The sequence below is a fragment of the Cohnella suwonensis genome, assembly GCF_042655365.1.
Lineage (GTDB): Bacteria > Bacillota > Bacilli > Paenibacillales > Paenibacillaceae > Cohnella > Cohnella suwonensis.
Genome location: NZ_JBHSMH010000017.1, coordinates 1 through 16,866 on the forward strand (window position 1 = coordinate 1; position 16,866 = coordinate 16,866).

Genomic DNA, 16,866 nt, shown 5'->3' on the forward strand with positions numbered 1-16,866 from the left:
CGATTGTTTGTTTCTTACGCTCAATGTTCAGTTTTCAAAGAACAATTTTGTTTCTTTTTTCATGTCGTCCGCGTTAACAGCGACTTGAATAATATATCACAGTTCGTATCTTTAATGCAAGCACTTTTTTTAAGTTTTTTGCATTTCCGATTTTCTCACCGTGTCCGCGTCGTTTGTCTTTTTCAGCGGCGAGATATAATTTATCACAGAACGAATGCCTAAGTCAACACTTCATTCGACATTTTTTATAGCTTCTTTTCATTAGGCTTTCGCGGCGTATCTGAGCTCCAACAATCCGCCGTATCCTAGCGGCGACGACCTGGCGATTTCCCTGATACAGCCACGGCTGACGAGTTTCTGCAGAAGAACGGACAGTTCGAGCGAAAGACCCGCCAGATCGGGATGAAGCTTCAGTTCCGCGGGCGTCCATCCTTCCGTCCGGCTCTCGATCAATCGAATGAGCAACGCGCACGACGACTCCATCTTGTTGAGCATCGAGAACTCGCAAGCCAGCAGAACCAGTTGCACTCTTTGCTCGAGCGTTTCCCTGCTCGTCGTTAATTCCTCGAACAGCTTGTAGATACCGGGATTGACCCGTCTCATCTGCTCCCATACCGTAAGCTCCGGATGCATCCCTTCCTCTACGAGCACAATATGCGCCCAATAATGAAGGGAAGATAACACGTTGGAATATGCGTCGAGCGCTTGACCGTCCTTCAAGTCTTGCTTCGCCTGCAAATAAGAACGGACGAACCGAGAAAATTCGCTCAGCAGCTTTCTCTCCCGCATCACCGGAGACCAATCCATTAACCGTGTACGAAGCTTCGCCAAATAACCGTCTTGATCGATCAAGTCGTCCCCCTGCAGCAACCAATAAATCACGTTACGATTGGAACCGCTTACGATCCAGCTTTCCAGTTGCTCCGGAGTTACGCGCCTCACGAGTATCCGATGCTCGTTCCACATCCAATGCTCGGTTTCCTTGGCCGGATCGGCCGCGTTCTTAACGACGAGCGCCAAACGGTCCATGCCGTCGATGAGCGGTTGGTAGGAAAACGGGTTCCCGACGAGCAGAAAGCTCACGAGCCCTTCCTCTTTGCCGATCAACTTCAAGAATGCGTCTTTTTGCGATTGCGACACGTTTTATTCACATCCTGTTCTTAACGCAACCCTCCCCGGAACGCCGAGGTGGTCTGCTCCAAAAATGTAAGATATAATGGAATACGCGAATATGGTTAAGTTCTACAATGGAACTCGCGTTTCCTGCCGGGAATCGCGAATCGCCACAAGATAGGGGATAATTCGGCATGAAATGGAAAGCGAGCAAAATCTCCACGATGCGTACTTGGGGTCTTCTCCTCGTGCTTCTCGGGATGGGCGTCATGGTGTTCGGGACAAGCGGCATTCTGCTGTTCGGCAACGTGGGCAAAGTAATCGCCGCCGTGTTCATGGTCATCGGGTTGATCAGTTGCTTCATCAGCATGGGCATTTACTTCTACGTCGGCGTCTTATCGACGAGCGCGCCGGTCATCGATTGTCCGGAGTGCAACAAGAAAACGAAAATGCTCGGTACGACCGACCGTTGCATGTACTGCCATACGATCTTGACTTGGGACCCGTCGGCCGCGACGGACAAAGGCTCGGAAATTCCCGTAAGCCCGGAAGCCTAACGAACAGAGATAGCGAAAACCCTCCGGACGATTGCGGTCCGGAGGGTTTTCGTTTAAGGGTACTGAATGAAATTATGGCCCGCTTTGCAACGCTTGATCCAGCGCCGCCCAAACATCCTGCGATTCGAAGCCGCGCCTCCAAGACGCGACTCCGGCCAAGTCGTAATCATTAGCCAGCTTAGCACGCGCGACGATCGTCGACGCATCCTCGATCCAGATCTTCTTGACGGCGTTGCCGTCTTTGAAGGCGACGTACTTCTGTCCGGTTTCTTCGGATAGCGCCGGTTTCAGTTTCTTCTCCGCGATAAGCGCGTTGACGGCGTCCATGTCCATCGTCTTGGAGGAAACCTTCGTCCCGCCTTTGCCGTCCGGCTCCTCCGTCCAGATTCGCGTATAGAACGGCACGCCCAAGATCAACTTGTCGGAAGGTACTTGATCCTCCTCCAGTATGCGCTTGACCGAGTTCTCCGCCCAAGGCAAGGAAGAAACCGAGCCCGCCTCTGGACTGGACGCCCAATGTTCGTCGTAAGCCATCACCATCATGTAGTCGACGACGGCGCCCAGCTTGGCCCGATCCAAGAACGCGGACCACATCTCGCTACCCGACTTCGGCGTCACGTCGATCGAGACGACCAAGTTCTGCTCGTGCAACAACGGCGTCATCTCCCGGACGAATTGAACGAGATTTTCCTTGTCCTTCGTGTACACGTTCTCGAAGTCGATGTTTATACCTTGCAGCTTGAACGTTTTCGCGTAAGCAAGCAATTGGCGAATCATCGCCGATCGTGTCTCGAAGGAGGAGAGCGCTTCGTGCGTACGGTCGGGCTCGAATCCGTTGCTGAACATGCCCCAGACTTGTATGCCTTTCGCTCTTGCCCACGAAGAGTAGGCCGCGTCACCTTTGCTTCTGATGCTGCCTTTGCCGTCGATGAGCTCGAACCACGAAGGGCTTACGACGTTAACGCCGGTCAACTCTCCGATCTGGTCCGTATCCGGATTTTTGGTATATACGGCTTCCCAAGTCAGATTTATCCGCTTCCCTGCCGTATGCCAAGCGACGAAAGGCTCTTCAGTCGCCCCCGTCAAGGGCACTTGCTCGATGGAAAGCAACGTCACGCCGACTTTGGCGACGTAACCGATATGTCCGTTCTCGGATTGCGCCTTGTACCAACCGTCCTCTTCTCCCCATAACCGAATGCCCGCGCCCGCATCCAAACGCTCCACGATCGCGAACTTTTTGCCCGCTCCTTCGCGCAGCTCGATGCCTTTCTTCTTGCCGGCAGTCACCTCGGCGCGCTGAACCGCTTCGCCGGGCATCAGCAACGTCACGATATCACCCGCATTGCCGATCTCCACCTTCAACCCGAATAGCTCGGTCAATGGCGCGACCGGCAGTAATACTTTGCCGTCGACGTTCTTGGCCGCAAACCGCAATGCGGTAGGTTTGCTGTTTAATGTCGCGTCCAAAGCCCCTGTTTTGAAGTGCAGCACTTCTTTGTCCGACGTCAAAATGATAGAGTCCGTCTTCTTCTCGTAGGCGACGCCTTCTCCTAACAACGAACGGGCCGTATCGAGAGGGATCAGCAGCCCCTCGTCTTTGCCGTCGGCGTATTCGCCGGTCCATGCGCCGTCCGCCATGATCGCATGAGGCTTGGCCGTATATTCGGGCGTCGCGAACGAAGTATTTCCTTCGAGCGACGATCTCCACCACATCGCGGCCGCCAACGCGAATGCGAAACAAAGAACGAGTCCTATCCAACGGCCCGATCGCCGGCGCTTCTTGCGCGGACCGGCAGCGAGGTCGGTATGCAATTGCGTTCACTCCTTCTGTCCTTCTGTCCTTCTGTCCTTCTGGATGAAAGCCTGTCTTTATAGTGAGAACGATATATCGTCTCTTAAAGTTGCTAGTTTGACTTGTCCGAATCCAAACAAAAAGCACGCGAAGGCGTTAGCGACCTTTCAGCGTGCTTTGTCCGACTTGCTTGCGTTCGAATCCGAAATTTCAAGAATGCATTCCTTTGCATGCCGGGCAAGTCCCGTAAATCTCGAGCCTGTGACCGATGACGGTGAAGCCGGTCGACGACGACGCCGCGCGCTCTACTTCGAGTACAGGCGGATGATCAAAATCGACGATCGTCCCGCACTTCGTGCACGTCACGTGGTAATGATCCGACATATCCGCGTCGAAACGGCTGGAATCGTCGCCGTATTTCAGTTCTCGAACGAGTCCGGTATCCACGAACACCTTCAGGTTATTGTATACGGTTGCGACGCTTAAGCTCGGAAATTGGGGGGACAACGCTCTGAAAATGTCGTCCGCCGTCGGGTGAGTATAGGATTCAATCAAATATTGAAGAATCGCGTATCGTTGCGGAGTCATCCGGACGCCGCCCGATTTGAGCTGGTCCACGGCATGCTCGACCTTGGATTCCATGCTCTCACAGCCTTTCGTTAATAACGTCTGCTCATCGAATGCGCATCGACGATGCCATGTCTTTATTCTATGGCTCCCGTTCGACCGTTGTCAATGGAATATCCATCCCCGCGTGGCGGCTCTAGCTCCCTTTTCGATGATCCGCCCGGTTCTCCCATATCCATAAAGCGATACCCGCTCCTACGAGAAGGACGGCACCGACCATCGCACCCGACGAACGAAACAGACGATTCATAAAGTTGTCCCCGACGATGCCGAGAAGAACGACTCCCGCTCCGACGAGCAGGATCATGCCGAGGGGAGAAAAGCTCCGGTGCGTTTGGCCGTCGTTGGGACGAAGATGACCATTCGCTAGCGGAACCGATTGTTGCGGTCGACCAGCCGGCACCTCTCCCGGAGGGTATTCAACGAACGGAGCGCTCGGAGGATACGGAGGCAACGATTGAGTGGCAAGCGCGGCTTGCGCGAATTTACGCTCGTTGACGGCTTCGGTGCTCTGGATCGCGTCGAACAAACTATAGAAATAGATGATCGGCATCAGCAAGCTGAGGAGGACGATGGACAACACGTTGTCCCCGTCGATCGACACGTACACGATGCCCAAAATATTCATGGCGATGAGCAGCATGATCACGATCGCTTTCACCATTAGTCCGAGATACATGTGGCCGATCCCCGGCACGAAGAAGGCAAGACTTCCGGCGATCCATTTTTTCTTTCTGGCCGGTTGCGCTACGGGGTAGTTCATCGTTTTCCCTCCAAATTGGCTACCTATTCTACCGCGACTCCAATGACGCCTTGTATCTTGCTGAGTTCGTCCGCGACTTCAAGCAAATGTCCCTTGTCCGGAAGCACGACGGTCATCGCGATGCGGCGTTGCTTTGCCTCGGGATCGTCCGACGAATACTCGGATTCCGCGAATCGTACCTTGACGAGCTTCACTCCCCGTGCGGTAAGCAGCCGCTGAACGTCGTCGATCCGCAGTCCGTCGCCCGACGTCGTAATCGTGAACGAGCAATCGCTGCGATGGTTGACGAATCTTTTCTCCACGATGTTAAGTCCCCACAAGATCAGCAGCACCATAATTACGGAGAAGACCGCCGGCAGGTAAAATCCCGCTCCGACCGTCAAACCGATGGCCATGACGACCCAGATGGAGGCCGCCGTCGTCAAGCCCGTGATCGATTTGCCGGTGAACAGAATCGTGCCCGCCCCGAGGAAACCGACGCCGGTGATGACCTGCGCGGCCAACCGGGCCGGATCGAGCCTGACGTTAGGCTCGTTCACGAAGTCGGCGAATCCGTACATCGACAGCATCATGATCAGGCAAGAGCCCAAGCAGACCAACGTGTGGGTCCGCAATCCCGCGGCGTGGTTTTTGCGTTCCCTTTCGAATCCGATCAAACCGCCCAACAATACGGACAATAACAACCGGATAATCAGATGCGCGTTATCGATTTCCCATGGGCTATTCAAAAGCATCACTTCCGGAAGCGTTATTTTCATTATTGTAGCACGCGGGAATTTGGCCATTCAACGGTTTTTCGGCGGGGACGAACCTAGTCTTAAGTCGAGTTGCCGTCATCGGATACCCTCTCCTCAGCAGCTTCTTCTGGCTCGCGTACGAGTCGAAGCAGCACGATGCCGGGCATCGGCTTGATCGTGTCCCTGCCTTGAAACCCGAACCGTTCGTAGAGGGAGATCGCCGGTAAATTACGCACTTCGGCGGTGACGGTCCATACCTTCTTCTCTTGGATCGATAACAGGCTTTCCATCAACCTTGTCCCGATACCCTTGCGATGATGGTCCGGGTGCACCATCAGCCTGCATACCGTCCACGTCTTACCGTCGTTTTCGTACGAAACGGCGCCTATCAGCTCCCCCTCTTCGTTCCCGAAGCCGATAAAGCTTTCGCCGCAAGATTGCAACGTCTCGACCGTATCCCGAAGAGGCGGCAACTCCGACACGCCGATCAGAGACGCCTCCGCCCTGTAGGCCGGATGCTGCAACGCCCATACCGCTTCCGCCGTTTCCCGGTCTCGAATATCCCGTTCGTGAATGCCGACCATGCGCATGTTCCTTTCTTCAAGCAAAAACGTCTTCGGCGTCCTTGGGCGCCGAAGAAGCTTTGCGGAGGTATCTGAGGAGTAAAAAGCGGTAGAAATTGATACGAACCGATATTCGAACAAAACGGCAAATCCGCAGAGAGCGGATTTGCCGTCTTGATTCGTCTATTAGGCGTTCAGGCGCTCGACAAGCAGCTTGTTGACGAGTCCCGGGTTCGCTTTGCCCTTCGTTTCCTTCATGATCTGCCCGACGAGGAATCCGATCGCTTTGTCTTTACCGCCGCGGAAATCCTCGACCGATTGCGGATTGGCCGCGATTACCGCGTCCACGATCGCCACGATGGCGCCTTCGTCGCTGATCTGGACGAGTCCTTGTTCTTCGACGATCGATTGCGGCGATTTCCCGGATTCCAGCATGCCTTTGAACACGGTTTTGGCGATTTTATTGCTGATCGTGCCTTTCTCGATCAACTGAATCATCTCGCCCAAGCCTTGGCCCGTGATCTTCACGTCGCCGAGCTCCAGGTTGTTCGCGTTCAAATAGCCGAGCAGTTCGCCCATAATCCAGTTAGCGGACGCTTTGGCATCGGTCGTATGCTTCAAGCTTTCCTCGAAGAAATCGGCGAGTTTCATTGAAGCGGTAAGCACGCCTGCGTCATAGGAGGATAAACCGAATTGCTGAATGTACCTCGCTTGGCGTGCGTCCGGAAGCTCCGGGATCGACGCCTTGACGCGGGCTTTCCATTCCGCGTCGATATGCAGGCGAACCAAATCCGGATCCGGGAAGTAACGGTAGTCGTGCGCTTCTTCTTTACCGCGCATGCTGAACGTTTTCCCTTGCGCTTCGTCCCAGCGGCGCGTTTCTTGCACGACCGTGCCGCCGGAATCGAGAATGTCCGCTTGGCGGAGCTCCTCGTATTCCAGTCCGCGCTGAACGCCGCGGAAGGAGTTCATGTTCTTCAGTTCCGCGCGGGTGCCGAATTTCTCCTGCCCGTACGGGCGGATGCTGATGTTGGCATCGCAGCGCAAGCTGCCTTCTTCCATCTTCACGTCGGAGACGTCGCAGTATTGCATGATGGCGCGAAGCTTCTCCAAGTAGGCTTTCGCTTCCTCGGGAGAACGAATATCCGGTTCGGATACGATTTCGACGAGCGGCGTGCCGACCCGGTTCAAGTCGACGAGGGAGCCGAAGCCTCCCTCAATGTGCGTCAGCTTGCCCGCGTCCTCTTCCAGATGGAGGCGGGTAATGCCGATGCGCTTCGTTGTGCCGTCCACTTCGATGTCGATCCAGCCGTTCTGGCCGACCGGTTGGTCGTATTGCGAAATTTGATAGGCTTTAGGCGAATCGGGGTAAAAATAGTTTTTCCGGTCGAATTTACACCATTCTGCGATTTCGCAATTGATCGCCATGGCGGCTTTCATCGCGTATTCGACCGCTTGGCGGTTCAATACGGGCAGAACGCCCGGATGGCCGAGGCAGACCGGGCACGTATGCGTATTCGGCGGCGCGCCGAAGGACGTGGAGCAACCGCAGAAAATTTTCGATTTCGTATGCAGCTCGACGTGGACTTCGAGGCCGACGACCGTTTCGTATTTGGACATCGATTTTTCCTCCTAGGACAATGCCGGACGCATAGCGTGGAAGCCGGTTTGGCTCTCGAATGCGTGCGCCGCTCTTAATACCGTGCTTTCGTCGAAAGGCTTGCCGATGATTTGCAATCCGACCGGGAGCCCTTCCGCCATGCCGCACGGAATGCTGATGGCCGGCACGCCCGCTAGACTTACGGGAATCGTGCAAATATCGTTCAAGTACATCGTCAGCGGATCTCCGACTTGGGCGCCGAGCTTGAACGCCGTCGTCGGAGCCGTCGGGCCGACGATCAGGTCGTATTTCTCGAAAGCTTGGTCGAAGTCGCGCTTGATGAGCGTACGGACTTGCTGGGCTTTCTTATAATAAGCGTCATAATAACCGGAGCTGAGCGCATACGTACCTAACATGATCCGTCTTTTCACTTCCGGCCCGAACCCTTCGCTTCTGGACTTGCGGTACAGGTCGATCAGGTTGGCCGGATTGTCGGCGCGCACGCCGTAACGAACGCCGTCGAAACGTGCCAAGTTGGAGGAAGCTTCGGAAGAAGCGAGCAAGTAATAGGTGGCGATCGCGTATTCCGTATGAGGAAGCGAGATTTCTTCCCACGTCGCGCCCATCGACTCGAACACTTTCAACGCTTCCAGCACCCGTTCTTTCACTTGAGGATCGATGCCTTGGCCGAGATATTCTTTCGGTACGCCGATGCGCAATCCTTTTACGTCGCCGGACAACGAGGCGACATAATCCGGAATATCGACTTTGGCGGACGTGCTGTCCCGTTCGTCATGGCCGGCGATCGCCTGCAGGACGTAAGCGGAATCCTCGACGTTTTTCGTGATCGGCCCGATTTGGTCAAGCGACGACGCGAACGCGACGAGCCCGAAACGGGAGACGAGGCCGTAAGTCGGCTTCAAGCCGACGACGCCGCAATAAGCGGCCGGCTGGCGAATGGAGCCGCCGGTATCGGAGCCGAGCGAGAAGTACACTTGTCCCGCGGCGACGGAAGCGGCGGAACCGCCGGACGAACCGCCCGGCACGCGCTCCAAGTCCCACGGGTTGCGAACGGCGCCGAAAGCGGAGTTTTCGTTGGAACCGCCCATCGCGAATTCGTCCATGTTCAGCTTGCCGATCGTGACCGCCTGCGCCGCGCGCAGCTTCGTCACGACGGCCGCGTCGTAGATCGGATCGTGGTTTTCGAGGAATTTCGAGCCGCACGTCGTGCGCAGCCCTTCGGTGACGATATTGTCCTTGATGCCCGCGGGTACGCCGAACAGCAAGCCTCTTTCTCCGCCCGCCGCCAACTGGCCGTCGAGCGACTTCGCTTGCTCGCGCGCGCCTTCTTCGTTCAGCGCGAGGAACGCTCCGATCCGCTCGTCCGTTCCGGAAATCCGGTCGAACGAATGCTCGACGAGCTCGGAAACGGATAATTGCTTATGTTGAAGCCGATTATGTAATTCGGACAGTTTCAATTCGAAAAGCGACATGCGTAGATCCTCCTAGTCGTTATTCCAGCACGGCGGGCACTTTGAACTGCCCATTCTCTTCTTCCGGCGCGTTGAGGAGGACTTTCTCGATCGGCCAGGAAAGCTTCACCGCGTCTTCTCTCATGACGTTCGCCAAAGGCAGGACGTGGCTGGTCGGCTCGATGCCTTCCATATCCAAGCCGTTCAGCTTCTCCGCGTATTTCAAGATGGCGTTCAATTGTCCGGAAAATTGCTCTTTCTCCGATTCTGACAGCTCGAGGCGGGCCAGGTTTGCGACATGCTCGACGTCTTTGATCGTAATGCTCATGGTTGTTTAACCCTCCTAAATACCGCATATCCGCTCATTCTTTTCATTATATCGGACAAACTAAGGGAACTCAACGATACTTTGCAGGCCCCGATCGCTTGCGAATAGGAGGAAAAAGATGACCCGATACCATCGCGCGCGTTTTCCGTCGCCGCTTCGGAACGCCGGTCTCGTCGAATTCGCGTCGGACGACCCCGTCATGCGCCGACGGCTCGGCGACGCCGTCGCGGAAACCGATGGCGTCGCCGCGTCACCGCTTGCGGCGAAATACGACGCCCCGCAGCAATTGCTTCGGCTTCTCGGCCATTTGCAACGCAAGCTCTCCTCCCGGGATGCCGAAAGCATTCGATGCAGAATCGACTACGGTCACGATAATGATTCAGCAGCGGATGACGATGACGCAAGGGACGAGTCCGACGGTCCGGAACGAACGGACGGTTGGTTTCCGCTCGCGGCCCTCTTCGGCCAAGTCGGAGGAATAAGCGTATCCGATTATATCCTGCACCGGATCTATACGCCGTATCTTCAACCGATCGTGAGGTCCGACCGCGTTCCGATGGGTTATGAGTTCCTTCTGCGTCCGTTGCCGGAGCAAGCCCCGTTCCGACCCGCGGAACTGTTCGAAACGGCGCGCAGAACCGGGCATCACGCTTTCTTGGATCGCGCGGCCCGCCATTCGGCCATTCGCATGGGCGCTTCCCATCTGCCGCCGGGAACGAAACGGTTCGTCAATTTCCTCCCGTCGTCCCTTCTCCGCCCGGCGACATGCCTGCGGGACACGTTCGACCTGATGAAGGAAACCGGGACGGCCCCTGAAGATTGCGTCTTCGAAGTGATGGAAACCGAGCCTCTGGACGATAACAAGCTGGATCGCGTATTCGACGCCTATCGGGAACAAAAGGTCAATCTCGCCTTGGACGACGTCGGGAGCGGCTTCGCCACCCTAGGCGCGGTCGACCGGCTAAAGCCCGATTACGTGAAAATGGACCGGAAGTGGGTCAGCGGCTGCGACGCCGATCCGGCCAAACAGAAGTACGTCGACAGCCTATTGGACAGAGCGTCGCGCTTCGGCGGGTCCGTTCTCGCCGAAGGGGTCGAGCGCGAGGAAGAATGGGACTACTTACGCCACGCGGGCGTTCCGTTGTTTCAAGGTTATCTGTTCGGAAGAGCGATGCCCGTCCCCTCGAAGGCGACGTCGAACGCGGTATCCCGTTAAGCCGTAAAACGCCGGCAAACGCGCTCCCTCGTTCGGGACATCGCGTTTGCCGGCGTTTCGCCGTCGTTCGCCTCGGGCGGCGTCAGATCCAAGCCTTCAAGTTCACCTGACGGATGAACTCTTCGCGGCTCAACACTTCCTTGTTCGTCTCTTCGGCCGGTTGTTCTTCCTGTTGACCGCCGTTCATGACTCTTTTGAACAGTTCCTCGTTGCGGGTGACGAGAGCGAAGTCGATGAGCGCTTCTTTCTCGATCCGCGCCGCTTCGATCTCTATCAACGTTTCTTCCAATTCGATATCTTCGCAGGGCACGTAAAATTGCCTGTTCGCTTTCGGTACCCGAATCACGTAATCAAACGCGCTGTCGTTGTTCCGGTCGTAGGCGATAATGTAGCCGTATTCGCCCAAAGGCAAGTTCTGCTCAAACCGGTCATCGACGATGATGATCCTTTCCCCAAGCTTCAACATGTCGATTCTCCCCTCTCGCATCTAACGTCTTACTACTATCCTACTAAAAAAAGAATCCGATATGCAAATTCTGTCGCACGGAACGTTCCTCAGCGGTTTTTTTCGTGCTGAAAGCCGTTGAATCGGACACATTAACAACAGATAGTCATGATCAATCTTAATCGGCGGTGAAAAACGACATGTATTCCATCAAAAGATTGTTAATCGGACGCCCATTGAAGTCCACGGCTTTAGGGGAACAAAAGCTGAACAAAACGAAGGCGCTGGCCATCCTCTCTTCGGACGCCCTCTCCTCCGTCGCCTACGGGCCGGAGCAAATCCTGATCGTGCTCGTAGCGGTAGGCGTGACGGCTTTCTGGTATTCCGTTCCGATCGCGATCGGCGTTCTTGTCCTGCTAACGGCGCTCATCCTGTCTTACCGGCAAATCATCTATGCTTATCCGCACGGCGGAGGCGCCTACGTCGTATCCAAGGAAAACCTCGGCGTGTGGCCGGGCTTGATCTCCGGGGGATCCCTGCTCGTCGACTACGTGCTGACCGTAGCGGTAAGCGTCTCGGCCGGCACGGATGCCATTACGTCCGCCTTCCCGAGCCTGCATGAACATACCGTGCTCATCGCCATCGCGTTCGTGTTGTTCACGACGGTCCTGAACTTGAGGGGCGTTACGGAATCGGCGTCGATCCTGGCTTATCCCGTCTATTTGTTCGTTCTGGCGTTATTTATTCTGATCGGCGTCGGCATATACGACATCGCGACGGGCGCGGTCCCTCCCGATCTTCACGCGTCCATCGGCACGCCAGTCGCCGGCATAAGCCTGTTCTTGCTACTGAAGGCATTCGCCTCGGGTAGCTCCGCGTTGACGGGAGTCGAAGCGATCTCGAACGCCATTCTGAATTTCAAGTCCCCCGCTCCAGCGAACGCTTCCCGTACGCTGCTCATGATGGGCGCTTTGCTCGCCGTTTTGTTCTCGGGCATCGTGTTTCTCGCTTATTATTACGGCATTAGCCCAAGAACGGAAGTGACGGTCGTCTCGCAAATCGCGGAGCAAACGTTCGGCCGCCATTTCATGTATTTCTTCATCCAGGGTACGACCGCATTGATTTTGATCTTGGCTGCCAACACCGGTTATTCGGCTTTCCCGCTGCTGGCGGTCAACTTGGCCAATGACAAATTCATACCGAGGATTTTCACGGTACGCGGAGACCGGCTAGGCTATTCGAACGGGATTATCACGCTCGGGTTTCTGTCCATCGTGCTGATCGTCGCTTTCCAAGGCAATACCGAACACTTAATTCCGCTTTACGCCGTCGGCGTATTCATTCCGTTCACGATGTCCCAGACGGGGATGATGGTCAAGTGGATTCGGCAAAAACCGAAAGGCTGGATATTCAAGCTCGTCGTCAACTCGATCGGCGCTCTCATCAGCTTCACGGTGACGATTATGTTCTTCATCACGAAATTCGAGCAAGTATGGTCGGTCATCGTCTTCTTGCCCACGATCATCTACGTCTTCCATCGCATCAAGAAGCACTACGAAGCCGTCGGCAAGCAGCTTCGGCTGACGACGTGCGAGCCGGCGATGCCGATCGAGGGGAACGTGTTCATTTTGCCGGTCGCCGGCATCACTCACGTCGTCGAAACGTCGATCAACTATGCCCAATCGTTGTCCGCCCAACAAATCATCGCCGTCTACATCCCGTTCGAGCGGGAGGACGAAACGGCGTTCGAAGAGAAATGGAACAAATTCCATCCGGACGTCAGGCTCGTTACCTTGCACTCTCCTTACCGGACGATCATCCAGCCGCTCATGAAATTCATCGATACCGTCGAGCGCAAGGCGAACGAATCGAACTATCAGGTGACGGTCATCATTCCGCAATTCATCCCGAAAAAGGGCTGGCACAATATTTTGCACAACCAAACCAGCCTGATGATCCGCGCCCGGTTGCTCTACCGCAAGAACGTCATCGTTACGACGGTTCCTTATCATTTGAAAAAATGAAAATGAGCGCGGCTTCGGCCCCGCTCTTTTATTCGTTCGATGGAGTTCTTACGCCGGAGGGGCGATCAACGGCTCGACGATGCGGACGACAAGATTAATCGGCTCGCAGGACGTACAACCTCTCCGGCGATAACGTTATCGGCCTGCAACCGTTCTCCGTGATGAGATACGTGTTCTCGATGCCGACGACGCCCACCCCGGGGAACGTGAATTTCGGCTCGACGGCCAGCGTCATGCCCGCTTCGAGCGGGTCGCGGAATCCCTTGGCCAGAACCGGCCATTCGTCGATTTCGAGGCCGATGCCGTGGCCAAGAAACTTCACCTGATCCCGGCCGAAACCCATGAAGCGTTCGGACAATCCCGCCCGTTCCGCGATGTCCAAGGCGTCCGCGTACAATCGCTCCGGAAGCGTGCCGGGTCTGAGCAAGCTTTCGCTATGGCGGAGGATCGCCTCGGCCGTCTCGTAAGCGGTCGTTAATTCGGGGGAAAGCCTTCCGATGACCGCCGTGCGGGTCTGATCGATCACGTAGCCGTCGATGCAGCAGCCGATATCGATCAAAATCGGTTCGTCGCGGCCGATCGGACGCCTGCTGACGCTTTGCGGCGCGGCGGGCGAAAGCCCGCGACCCCCCGCCGGACCGTCAAAGTAAGTCGGCTCGGCCGCTGCGTCTCCCGCGGCGACGACGCCGGTCATGATTTCCTGGTTATAGCCGCGCATTCTCATCAGTCCGATATGCCCATTTCGCCGTAGCTCGCTCTCGATGATCGTTATCAGCTCGAGCTCCGTCATCCCTTCCTTCAGACGGGATATGCCCGCATCCAGCGCTTTGGCCGCGGCTTCTGCCGCTTGGGCGATCTTGCCGATCTCGAAAGGCGACTTCACGGCGCGCGCTTGGCGAAGCAGCGACGATCCGTCGACGATCCGGGCGTGGGGAATCGCTTCGTTCAGCCTGACGTACAATTGGGCGGGCATGACGTCGAGATCCGCTCCGATCGGGACAGCCTCTACCTCCGATCCGAATACTTCCGGAAAGTCGCGTTCGAGTTGCAGTCCGAAGCCGCGGAACGACTCGAGCTCCGCGACCCGGACCGTCGCTTCCGTCATCGCCCGGGATAAGCTTCTTCTTACGTAATACGTCGGCTCCCCCCGAGCGGGCACGAACAAATAACCGGTCTGCATGGAACCGGCATAATAGTACAAACCGACGTTCTGCGTGACGAGGCATCCGCTCCATCCGAGCTTGCCCATTCCGGCCTGAAGCTTTTGGAGCCTGTTAGCCATTTCTTCCTTCGGCTGATCTATAGGTAACATCGCGCTGATTTCCTTTCATTGCCTGCCTTATACGTCTCGCTTTTATTAGAGCAAAACCGGAAGAAGCCGTCAACTTTCCGCGAAAGCGCGCGAAACCGCGTGCTTAACAACGCGCGCGTTACGACGGCTTTGGGCTCCGCTTCAATAGACAAGTTCCGCGGAGCCTTTCAAATCCCAAGCGACCGGCGATAACACGCCGAACATACGCGGATACTCGACGTGAACGATCAACACGACTCCCGGACGGTTTAACGTCACCTCGTAGTCGTAGCTCTCGTTCCGGTACGTATAAGGAAATGTCTCGTTTTCGTTGACGACCGCGAACGCCCGCATCTCGACCGCTTCCCGTAAGAAGCTCCCCGGAAGCGGGCTGAGAGACTCGTCTAACGAAAGATTGCTACGCAAATATTCCCGCGCCGTCGCGCTCGCCAAAGACGGTTGCAACGATAGCACTCCCATCTCTAGCTTATCGCCGTCGATCCGTTGCGCGGCCGCATGGGCGGCGCGATCCACCGCCCGTTTCGCGTCGTGAACGGTTCCCATCGCCACTTCTTCGTCCATCTGCAGCGCATGGAGCATCCACCATAAGACGATCATGAGCACGCCGAACGTCAACTTGGCCATATCGAAATATCCCCTTGCTCTATTGAAAGCTGCTAATCGCTCAAAGGAACGTATTCGCTCATCTTCATTCCCCCGCCCGCGATTCTGGCATCTTCGGAAGGCGGCTCAAGTCCGATCAACCGGTCGATCCGGAGCAGGTTCTCGTAGGGGTAAGCGATCCGGAGCCGGATGCCCGTCCCCCGGCGAAGCGGCGAAGAAGCGACGGTCGCCTCCTCCCCGTTCGCGGACGTCACCTCGTATTCCAGCCTGGAAGGGTCGAACCCGTGCCGCGCGAGACGTTCTCGGGATTCCGCGACCATAGCGCCGTCGATGTAGCCGAAGCGCCCGCTTGCTCCGATCTCCAGCATGTAATCCGCTTCTTGTTGGAGGAGCGCTTGCCGAATGACGAGCACGTGTTTGTAGATCGGGGAGAACATGAGCCAACAGAACAACGACGAGAAGAGCACGAACACAAGCAATTGCTTCACGGGCTAATGCGCGAAATCGCGTCCGCCATCCGGTTGCCGGATCGAGCGATCGTCTCGTTCGCTCCCCCTTCGCCTTGGGCAAACGACGCGTACAGCATCGCGACCGTCGCGATCAGAAGCATCGTCATCAACAGCTGTCGCATCCTATTCCCTCCTTAGAATTAAGGCTGCAAGTTGCCTAACGTCGTGTTTGCCGTATTCCCGTGCGTCTCGATGCGGTCTCGCGTCCCCGTATTATCGGTCGCGATGATCGCGTTGAACATGAGCGCGACGACGATGAGCATCATGACGGTAATCAAAATATTGCGCATTCGCCTTCCTCCTCCCTAAGGGTTTAACGCGTCGAACAGCTTGCCCGTTTCCTGCACCCACGGGTACAGAAAAATTTGAAACGTGTACAAAATCGGAATGCCCGCCAGTACGAACAACACGTAGGAAGTCGTCTCCTTGCGGCCTTCCTTCGCCAACCGGATCTGTTCCTTGTAATCTCTCAGAACTTCTCTCAGCAAATCGTAGATTTCCTCGCTCTCGTTCAACCTCAGCGACCTCAAGCTCTCCGCGAATCCGTACGCTTCATCGGTGCCCAGCCTTTCCTTGAAACGCTTCAATGCCGTGTCCGCGTCGTGATACCATTCGTTGAGAAGCAACCCCATTTCGAAGCGGATTTGGCGGGTTAACGGCAAACATTTCATGAGTTTGCCGTGCAAGTGAAGGCGCGAGCCCGCGTAATACAGTAACTGGCTGCTGACCGCGACGATCTCCCGTCGGATGCGGTCCGTCCGATAACGGCGAAACGCCTGCAGCCAAGTTCTGTCGCTCCAAGCGGCCATATAACCGACGAGCGCCGCGAACAGCGAGTTCCACGCGAACATGCCCGAAATTGCGCCCTGTTCCAGCATGACGTATATCCCGCCGGCAATCGCGGGGAGAATCGCCAGTAGACTTCTCCGATGCGCCAAGTACGATGCCGGCGAATACCGAATGCCGCAACCGGCGAGCAGCAACTTCCTTTCCTGGAGGGCGACGCTCGGCGCGTCCGCTCGCCATGTTCTGAGCCACCACGGAGGTGCGTTCCCTCCGCGCCAGCCTTTCCAGTTCACGTTCCAACGGGCACGGGGCGTCGCGACGACCCGCAGCAGCATCGCGATCGCAATGAACGACGCCGCGAATTGCACGATAACGCCGAGCCCGGACGTTACGTTCCCGGTCCATTCCGCCATCCGCAT

At 56.2% G+C, this 16,866-nt stretch carries 19 protein-coding genes; 3 read left to right on the forward strand and 16 right to left on the reverse strand.

The genetic code is table 11. The features are described 5' to 3' along the window. Positions 1-261 precede the first annotated feature (261 nt). A complete protein-coding gene (locus tag ACFPPD_RS07645; RefSeq protein ID WP_378081734.1) occupies positions 262-1,140 on the reverse strand; it encodes a nucleotidyltransferase-like protein in 879 nt (292 codons plus the stop codon). A gap of 167 nt (positions 1,141-1,307) precedes the next feature. Here ACFPPD_RS07645 and ACFPPD_RS07650 point away from each other — a divergent pair, with 167 nt between their 5' ends. Then, the gene (locus tag ACFPPD_RS07650; RefSeq protein WP_209744971.1) at positions 1,308-1,670 is read left to right on the forward strand and encodes a DUF2614 family zinc ribbon-containing protein; all 363 of its coding nucleotides are present in this window, start codon (positions 1,308-1,310) and stop codon (positions 1,668-1,670) included. A gap of 72 nt (positions 1,671-1,742) precedes the next feature. Here the strand turns inward: ACFPPD_RS07650 and ACFPPD_RS07655 are convergent, their stop codons facing one another. The 8 genes from ACFPPD_RS07655 to gatC form a co-directional block, all read right to left on the reverse strand. Continuing rightward, positions 1,743-3,482 carry a glycosyl hydrolase family 18 protein gene (locus ACFPPD_RS07655; protein ID WP_378081737.1) on the reverse strand — a complete coding sequence of 580 codons (1,740 nt, stop codon included), beginning with the start codon at positions 3,480-3,482 and terminating at the stop codon, positions 1,743-1,745. A 190-nt stretch (positions 3,483-3,672) separates the two neighbouring features. After that, positions 3,673-4,104 (reverse strand): Fur family transcriptional regulator, encoded by a 432-nt coding sequence (locus ACFPPD_RS07660; RefSeq protein WP_209744968.1) that lies wholly within the window; start codon positions 4,102-4,104, stop codon positions 3,673-3,675. 121 nt (positions 4,105-4,225) lie between these two features. Next, the gene (locus ACFPPD_RS07665) at positions 4,226-4,852 is read right to left on the reverse strand and encodes a hypothetical protein (RefSeq protein ID WP_209744965.1); all 627 of its coding nucleotides are present in this window, start codon (positions 4,850-4,852) and stop codon (positions 4,226-4,228) included. 23 nt (positions 4,853-4,875) lie between these two features. Further along, the gene (locus tag ACFPPD_RS07670) at positions 4,876-5,580 is read right to left on the reverse strand and encodes an MgtC/SapB family protein (RefSeq protein WP_209745047.1); all 705 of its coding nucleotides are present in this window, start codon (positions 5,578-5,580) and stop codon (positions 4,876-4,878) included. Positions 5,581-5,669: 89 nt separating this feature from the next. Continuing rightward, positions 5,670-6,179 (reverse strand): GNAT family N-acetyltransferase, encoded by a 510-nt coding sequence (locus tag ACFPPD_RS07675; RefSeq protein ID WP_209744962.1) that lies wholly within the window; start codon positions 6,177-6,179, stop codon positions 5,670-5,672. Between the two features lie 159 nt (positions 6,180-6,338). Further along, positions 6,339-7,772, reverse strand: a complete 1,434-nt coding sequence (gatB, locus tag ACFPPD_RS07680; protein WP_209744956.1) for an Asp-tRNA(Asn)/Glu-tRNA(Gln) amidotransferase subunit GatB — start codon at positions 7,770-7,772, stop codon at positions 6,339-6,341. 12 nt (positions 7,773-7,784) lie between these two features. Beyond that, a complete protein-coding gene (gatA, locus tag ACFPPD_RS07685) occupies positions 7,785-9,245 on the reverse strand; it encodes an Asp-tRNA(Asn)/Glu-tRNA(Gln) amidotransferase subunit GatA (protein ID WP_209744953.1) in 1,461 nt (486 codons plus the stop codon). A 19-nt stretch (positions 9,246-9,264) separates the two neighbouring features. Further along, positions 9,265-9,552 (reverse strand): Asp-tRNA(Asn)/Glu-tRNA(Gln) amidotransferase subunit GatC, encoded by a 288-nt coding sequence (gene gatC, locus ACFPPD_RS07690; RefSeq protein WP_209744950.1) that lies wholly within the window; start codon positions 9,550-9,552, stop codon positions 9,265-9,267. Positions 9,553-9,670: 118 nt separating this feature from the next. Here gatC and ACFPPD_RS07695 point away from each other — a divergent pair, with 118 nt between their 5' ends. Continuing rightward, entirely contained in the window at positions 9,671-10,768 is a 1,098-nt protein-coding gene (locus tag ACFPPD_RS07695; RefSeq protein ID WP_209744947.1) for an EAL domain-containing protein, read from the forward strand. Positions 10,769-10,850: 82 nt separating this feature from the next. Here the strand turns inward: ACFPPD_RS07695 and ACFPPD_RS07700 are convergent, their stop codons facing one another. Further along, positions 10,851-11,234 (reverse strand): ATPase, encoded by a 384-nt coding sequence (locus ACFPPD_RS07700; RefSeq protein ID WP_209744944.1) that lies wholly within the window; start codon positions 11,232-11,234, stop codon positions 10,851-10,853. Between the two features lie 179 nt (positions 11,235-11,413). Here ACFPPD_RS07700 and ACFPPD_RS07705 point away from each other — a divergent pair, with 179 nt between their 5' ends. After that, complete coding sequence (locus ACFPPD_RS07705) at positions 11,414-13,237, forward strand: APC family permease (RefSeq protein WP_209744942.1); 1,824 nt, start codon at positions 11,414-11,416, stop codon at positions 13,235-13,237. 94 nt (positions 13,238-13,331) lie between these two features. Here the strand turns inward: ACFPPD_RS07705 and ACFPPD_RS07710 are convergent, their stop codons facing one another. The 6 genes from ACFPPD_RS07710 to ACFPPD_RS07735 all read right to left on the reverse strand — a co-directional run bounded on the left by ACFPPD_RS07710 (position 13,332) and on the right by ACFPPD_RS07735 (position 16,860). Beyond that, a complete protein-coding gene (locus ACFPPD_RS07710) occupies positions 13,332-14,549 on the reverse strand; it encodes a M24 family metallopeptidase (protein WP_209744939.1) in 1,218 nt (405 codons plus the stop codon). A 141-nt stretch (positions 14,550-14,690) separates the two neighbouring features. Continuing rightward, positions 14,691-15,173 (reverse strand): hypothetical protein, encoded by a 483-nt coding sequence (locus ACFPPD_RS07715; protein ID WP_209744936.1) that lies wholly within the window; start codon positions 15,171-15,173, stop codon positions 14,691-14,693. A gap of 32 nt (positions 15,174-15,205) precedes the next feature. Further along, positions 15,206-15,640: a hypothetical protein gene (locus ACFPPD_RS07720; RefSeq protein WP_209744933.1), complete on the reverse strand. Its 435-nt coding sequence runs from the start codon at positions 15,638-15,640 to the stop codon at positions 15,206-15,208. Next, positions 15,637-15,783 carry a hypothetical protein gene (locus ACFPPD_RS07725; protein ID WP_209744931.1) on the reverse strand — a complete coding sequence of 49 codons (147 nt, stop codon included), beginning with the start codon at positions 15,781-15,783 and terminating at the stop codon, positions 15,637-15,639. The genes ACFPPD_RS07720 and ACFPPD_RS07725 overlap by 4 nt, the downstream gene beginning before the upstream one ends. Before the next feature lie 18 nt (positions 15,784-15,801). Beyond that, positions 15,802-15,951, reverse strand: a complete 150-nt coding sequence (locus ACFPPD_RS07730; protein ID WP_209744928.1) for a hypothetical protein — start codon at positions 15,949-15,951, stop codon at positions 15,802-15,804. Positions 15,952-15,966: 15 nt separating this feature from the next. Then, entirely contained in the window at positions 15,967-16,860 is an 894-nt protein-coding gene (locus tag ACFPPD_RS07735) for a hypothetical protein (RefSeq protein ID WP_209744925.1), read from the reverse strand. Positions 16,861-16,866: the final 6 nt, after the last annotated feature.

Bases quoted from the DNA above. Each gene is read 5' to 3' on its own strand.
- ACFPPD_RS07715 (WP_209744936.1), bottom strand. From the start codon at position 15,173: ATGGCCAAGTTGACGTTCGGCGTGCTCATGATCGTCTTATGGTGGATG.
- gatB (WP_209744956.1), bottom strand. From the start codon at position 7,772: ATGTCCAAATACGAAACGGTCGTCGGCCTCGAAGTCCACGTCGAGCTG.
- ACFPPD_RS07705 (WP_209744942.1), top strand. From the start codon at position 11,414: ATGTATTCCATCAAAAGATTGTTAATCGGACGCCCATTGAAGTCCACG.
- ACFPPD_RS07695 (WP_209744947.1), top strand. From the start codon at position 9,671: ATGACCCGATACCATCGCGCGCGTTTTCCGTCGCCGCTTCGGAACGCC.
- gatA (WP_209744953.1), bottom strand. From the start codon at position 9,245: ATGTCGCTTTTCGAATTGAAACTGTCCGAATTACATAATCGGCTTCAA.
- ACFPPD_RS07675 (WP_209744962.1), bottom strand. From the start codon at position 6,179: ATGCGCATGGTCGGCATTCACGAACGGGATATTCGAGACCGGGAAACG.
- ACFPPD_RS07735 (WP_209744925.1), bottom strand. From the start codon at position 16,860: ATGGCGGAATGGACCGGGAACGTAACGTCCGGGCTCGGCGTTATCGTG.
- ACFPPD_RS07660 (WP_209744968.1), bottom strand. From the start codon at position 4,104: ATGGAATCCAAGGTCGAGCATGCCGTGGACCAGCTCAAATCGGGCGGC.
- ACFPPD_RS07665 (WP_209744965.1), bottom strand. From the start codon at position 4,852: ATGAACTACCCCGTAGCGCAACCGGCCAGAAAGAAAAAATGGATCGCC.
- gatC (WP_209744950.1), bottom strand. From the start codon at position 9,552: ATGAGCATTACGATCAAAGACGTCGAGCATGTCGCAAACCTGGCCCGC.
- ACFPPD_RS07700 (WP_209744944.1), bottom strand. From the start codon at position 11,234: ATGTTGAAGCTTGGGGAAAGGATCATCATCGTCGATGACCGGTTTGAG.
- ACFPPD_RS07650 (WP_209744971.1), top strand. From the start codon at position 1,308: ATGAAATGGAAAGCGAGCAAAATCTCCACGATGCGTACTTGGGGTCTT.
- ACFPPD_RS07725 (WP_209744931.1), bottom strand. From the start codon at position 15,783: ATGCGACAGCTGTTGATGACGATGCTTCTGATCGCGACGGTCGCGATG.
- ACFPPD_RS07730 (WP_209744928.1), bottom strand. From the start codon at position 15,951: ATGCGCAATATTTTGATTACCGTCATGATGCTCATCGTCGTCGCGCTC.
- ACFPPD_RS07710 (WP_209744939.1), bottom strand. From the start codon at position 14,549: ATGTTACCTATAGATCAGCCGAAGGAAGAAATGGCTAACAGGCTCCAA.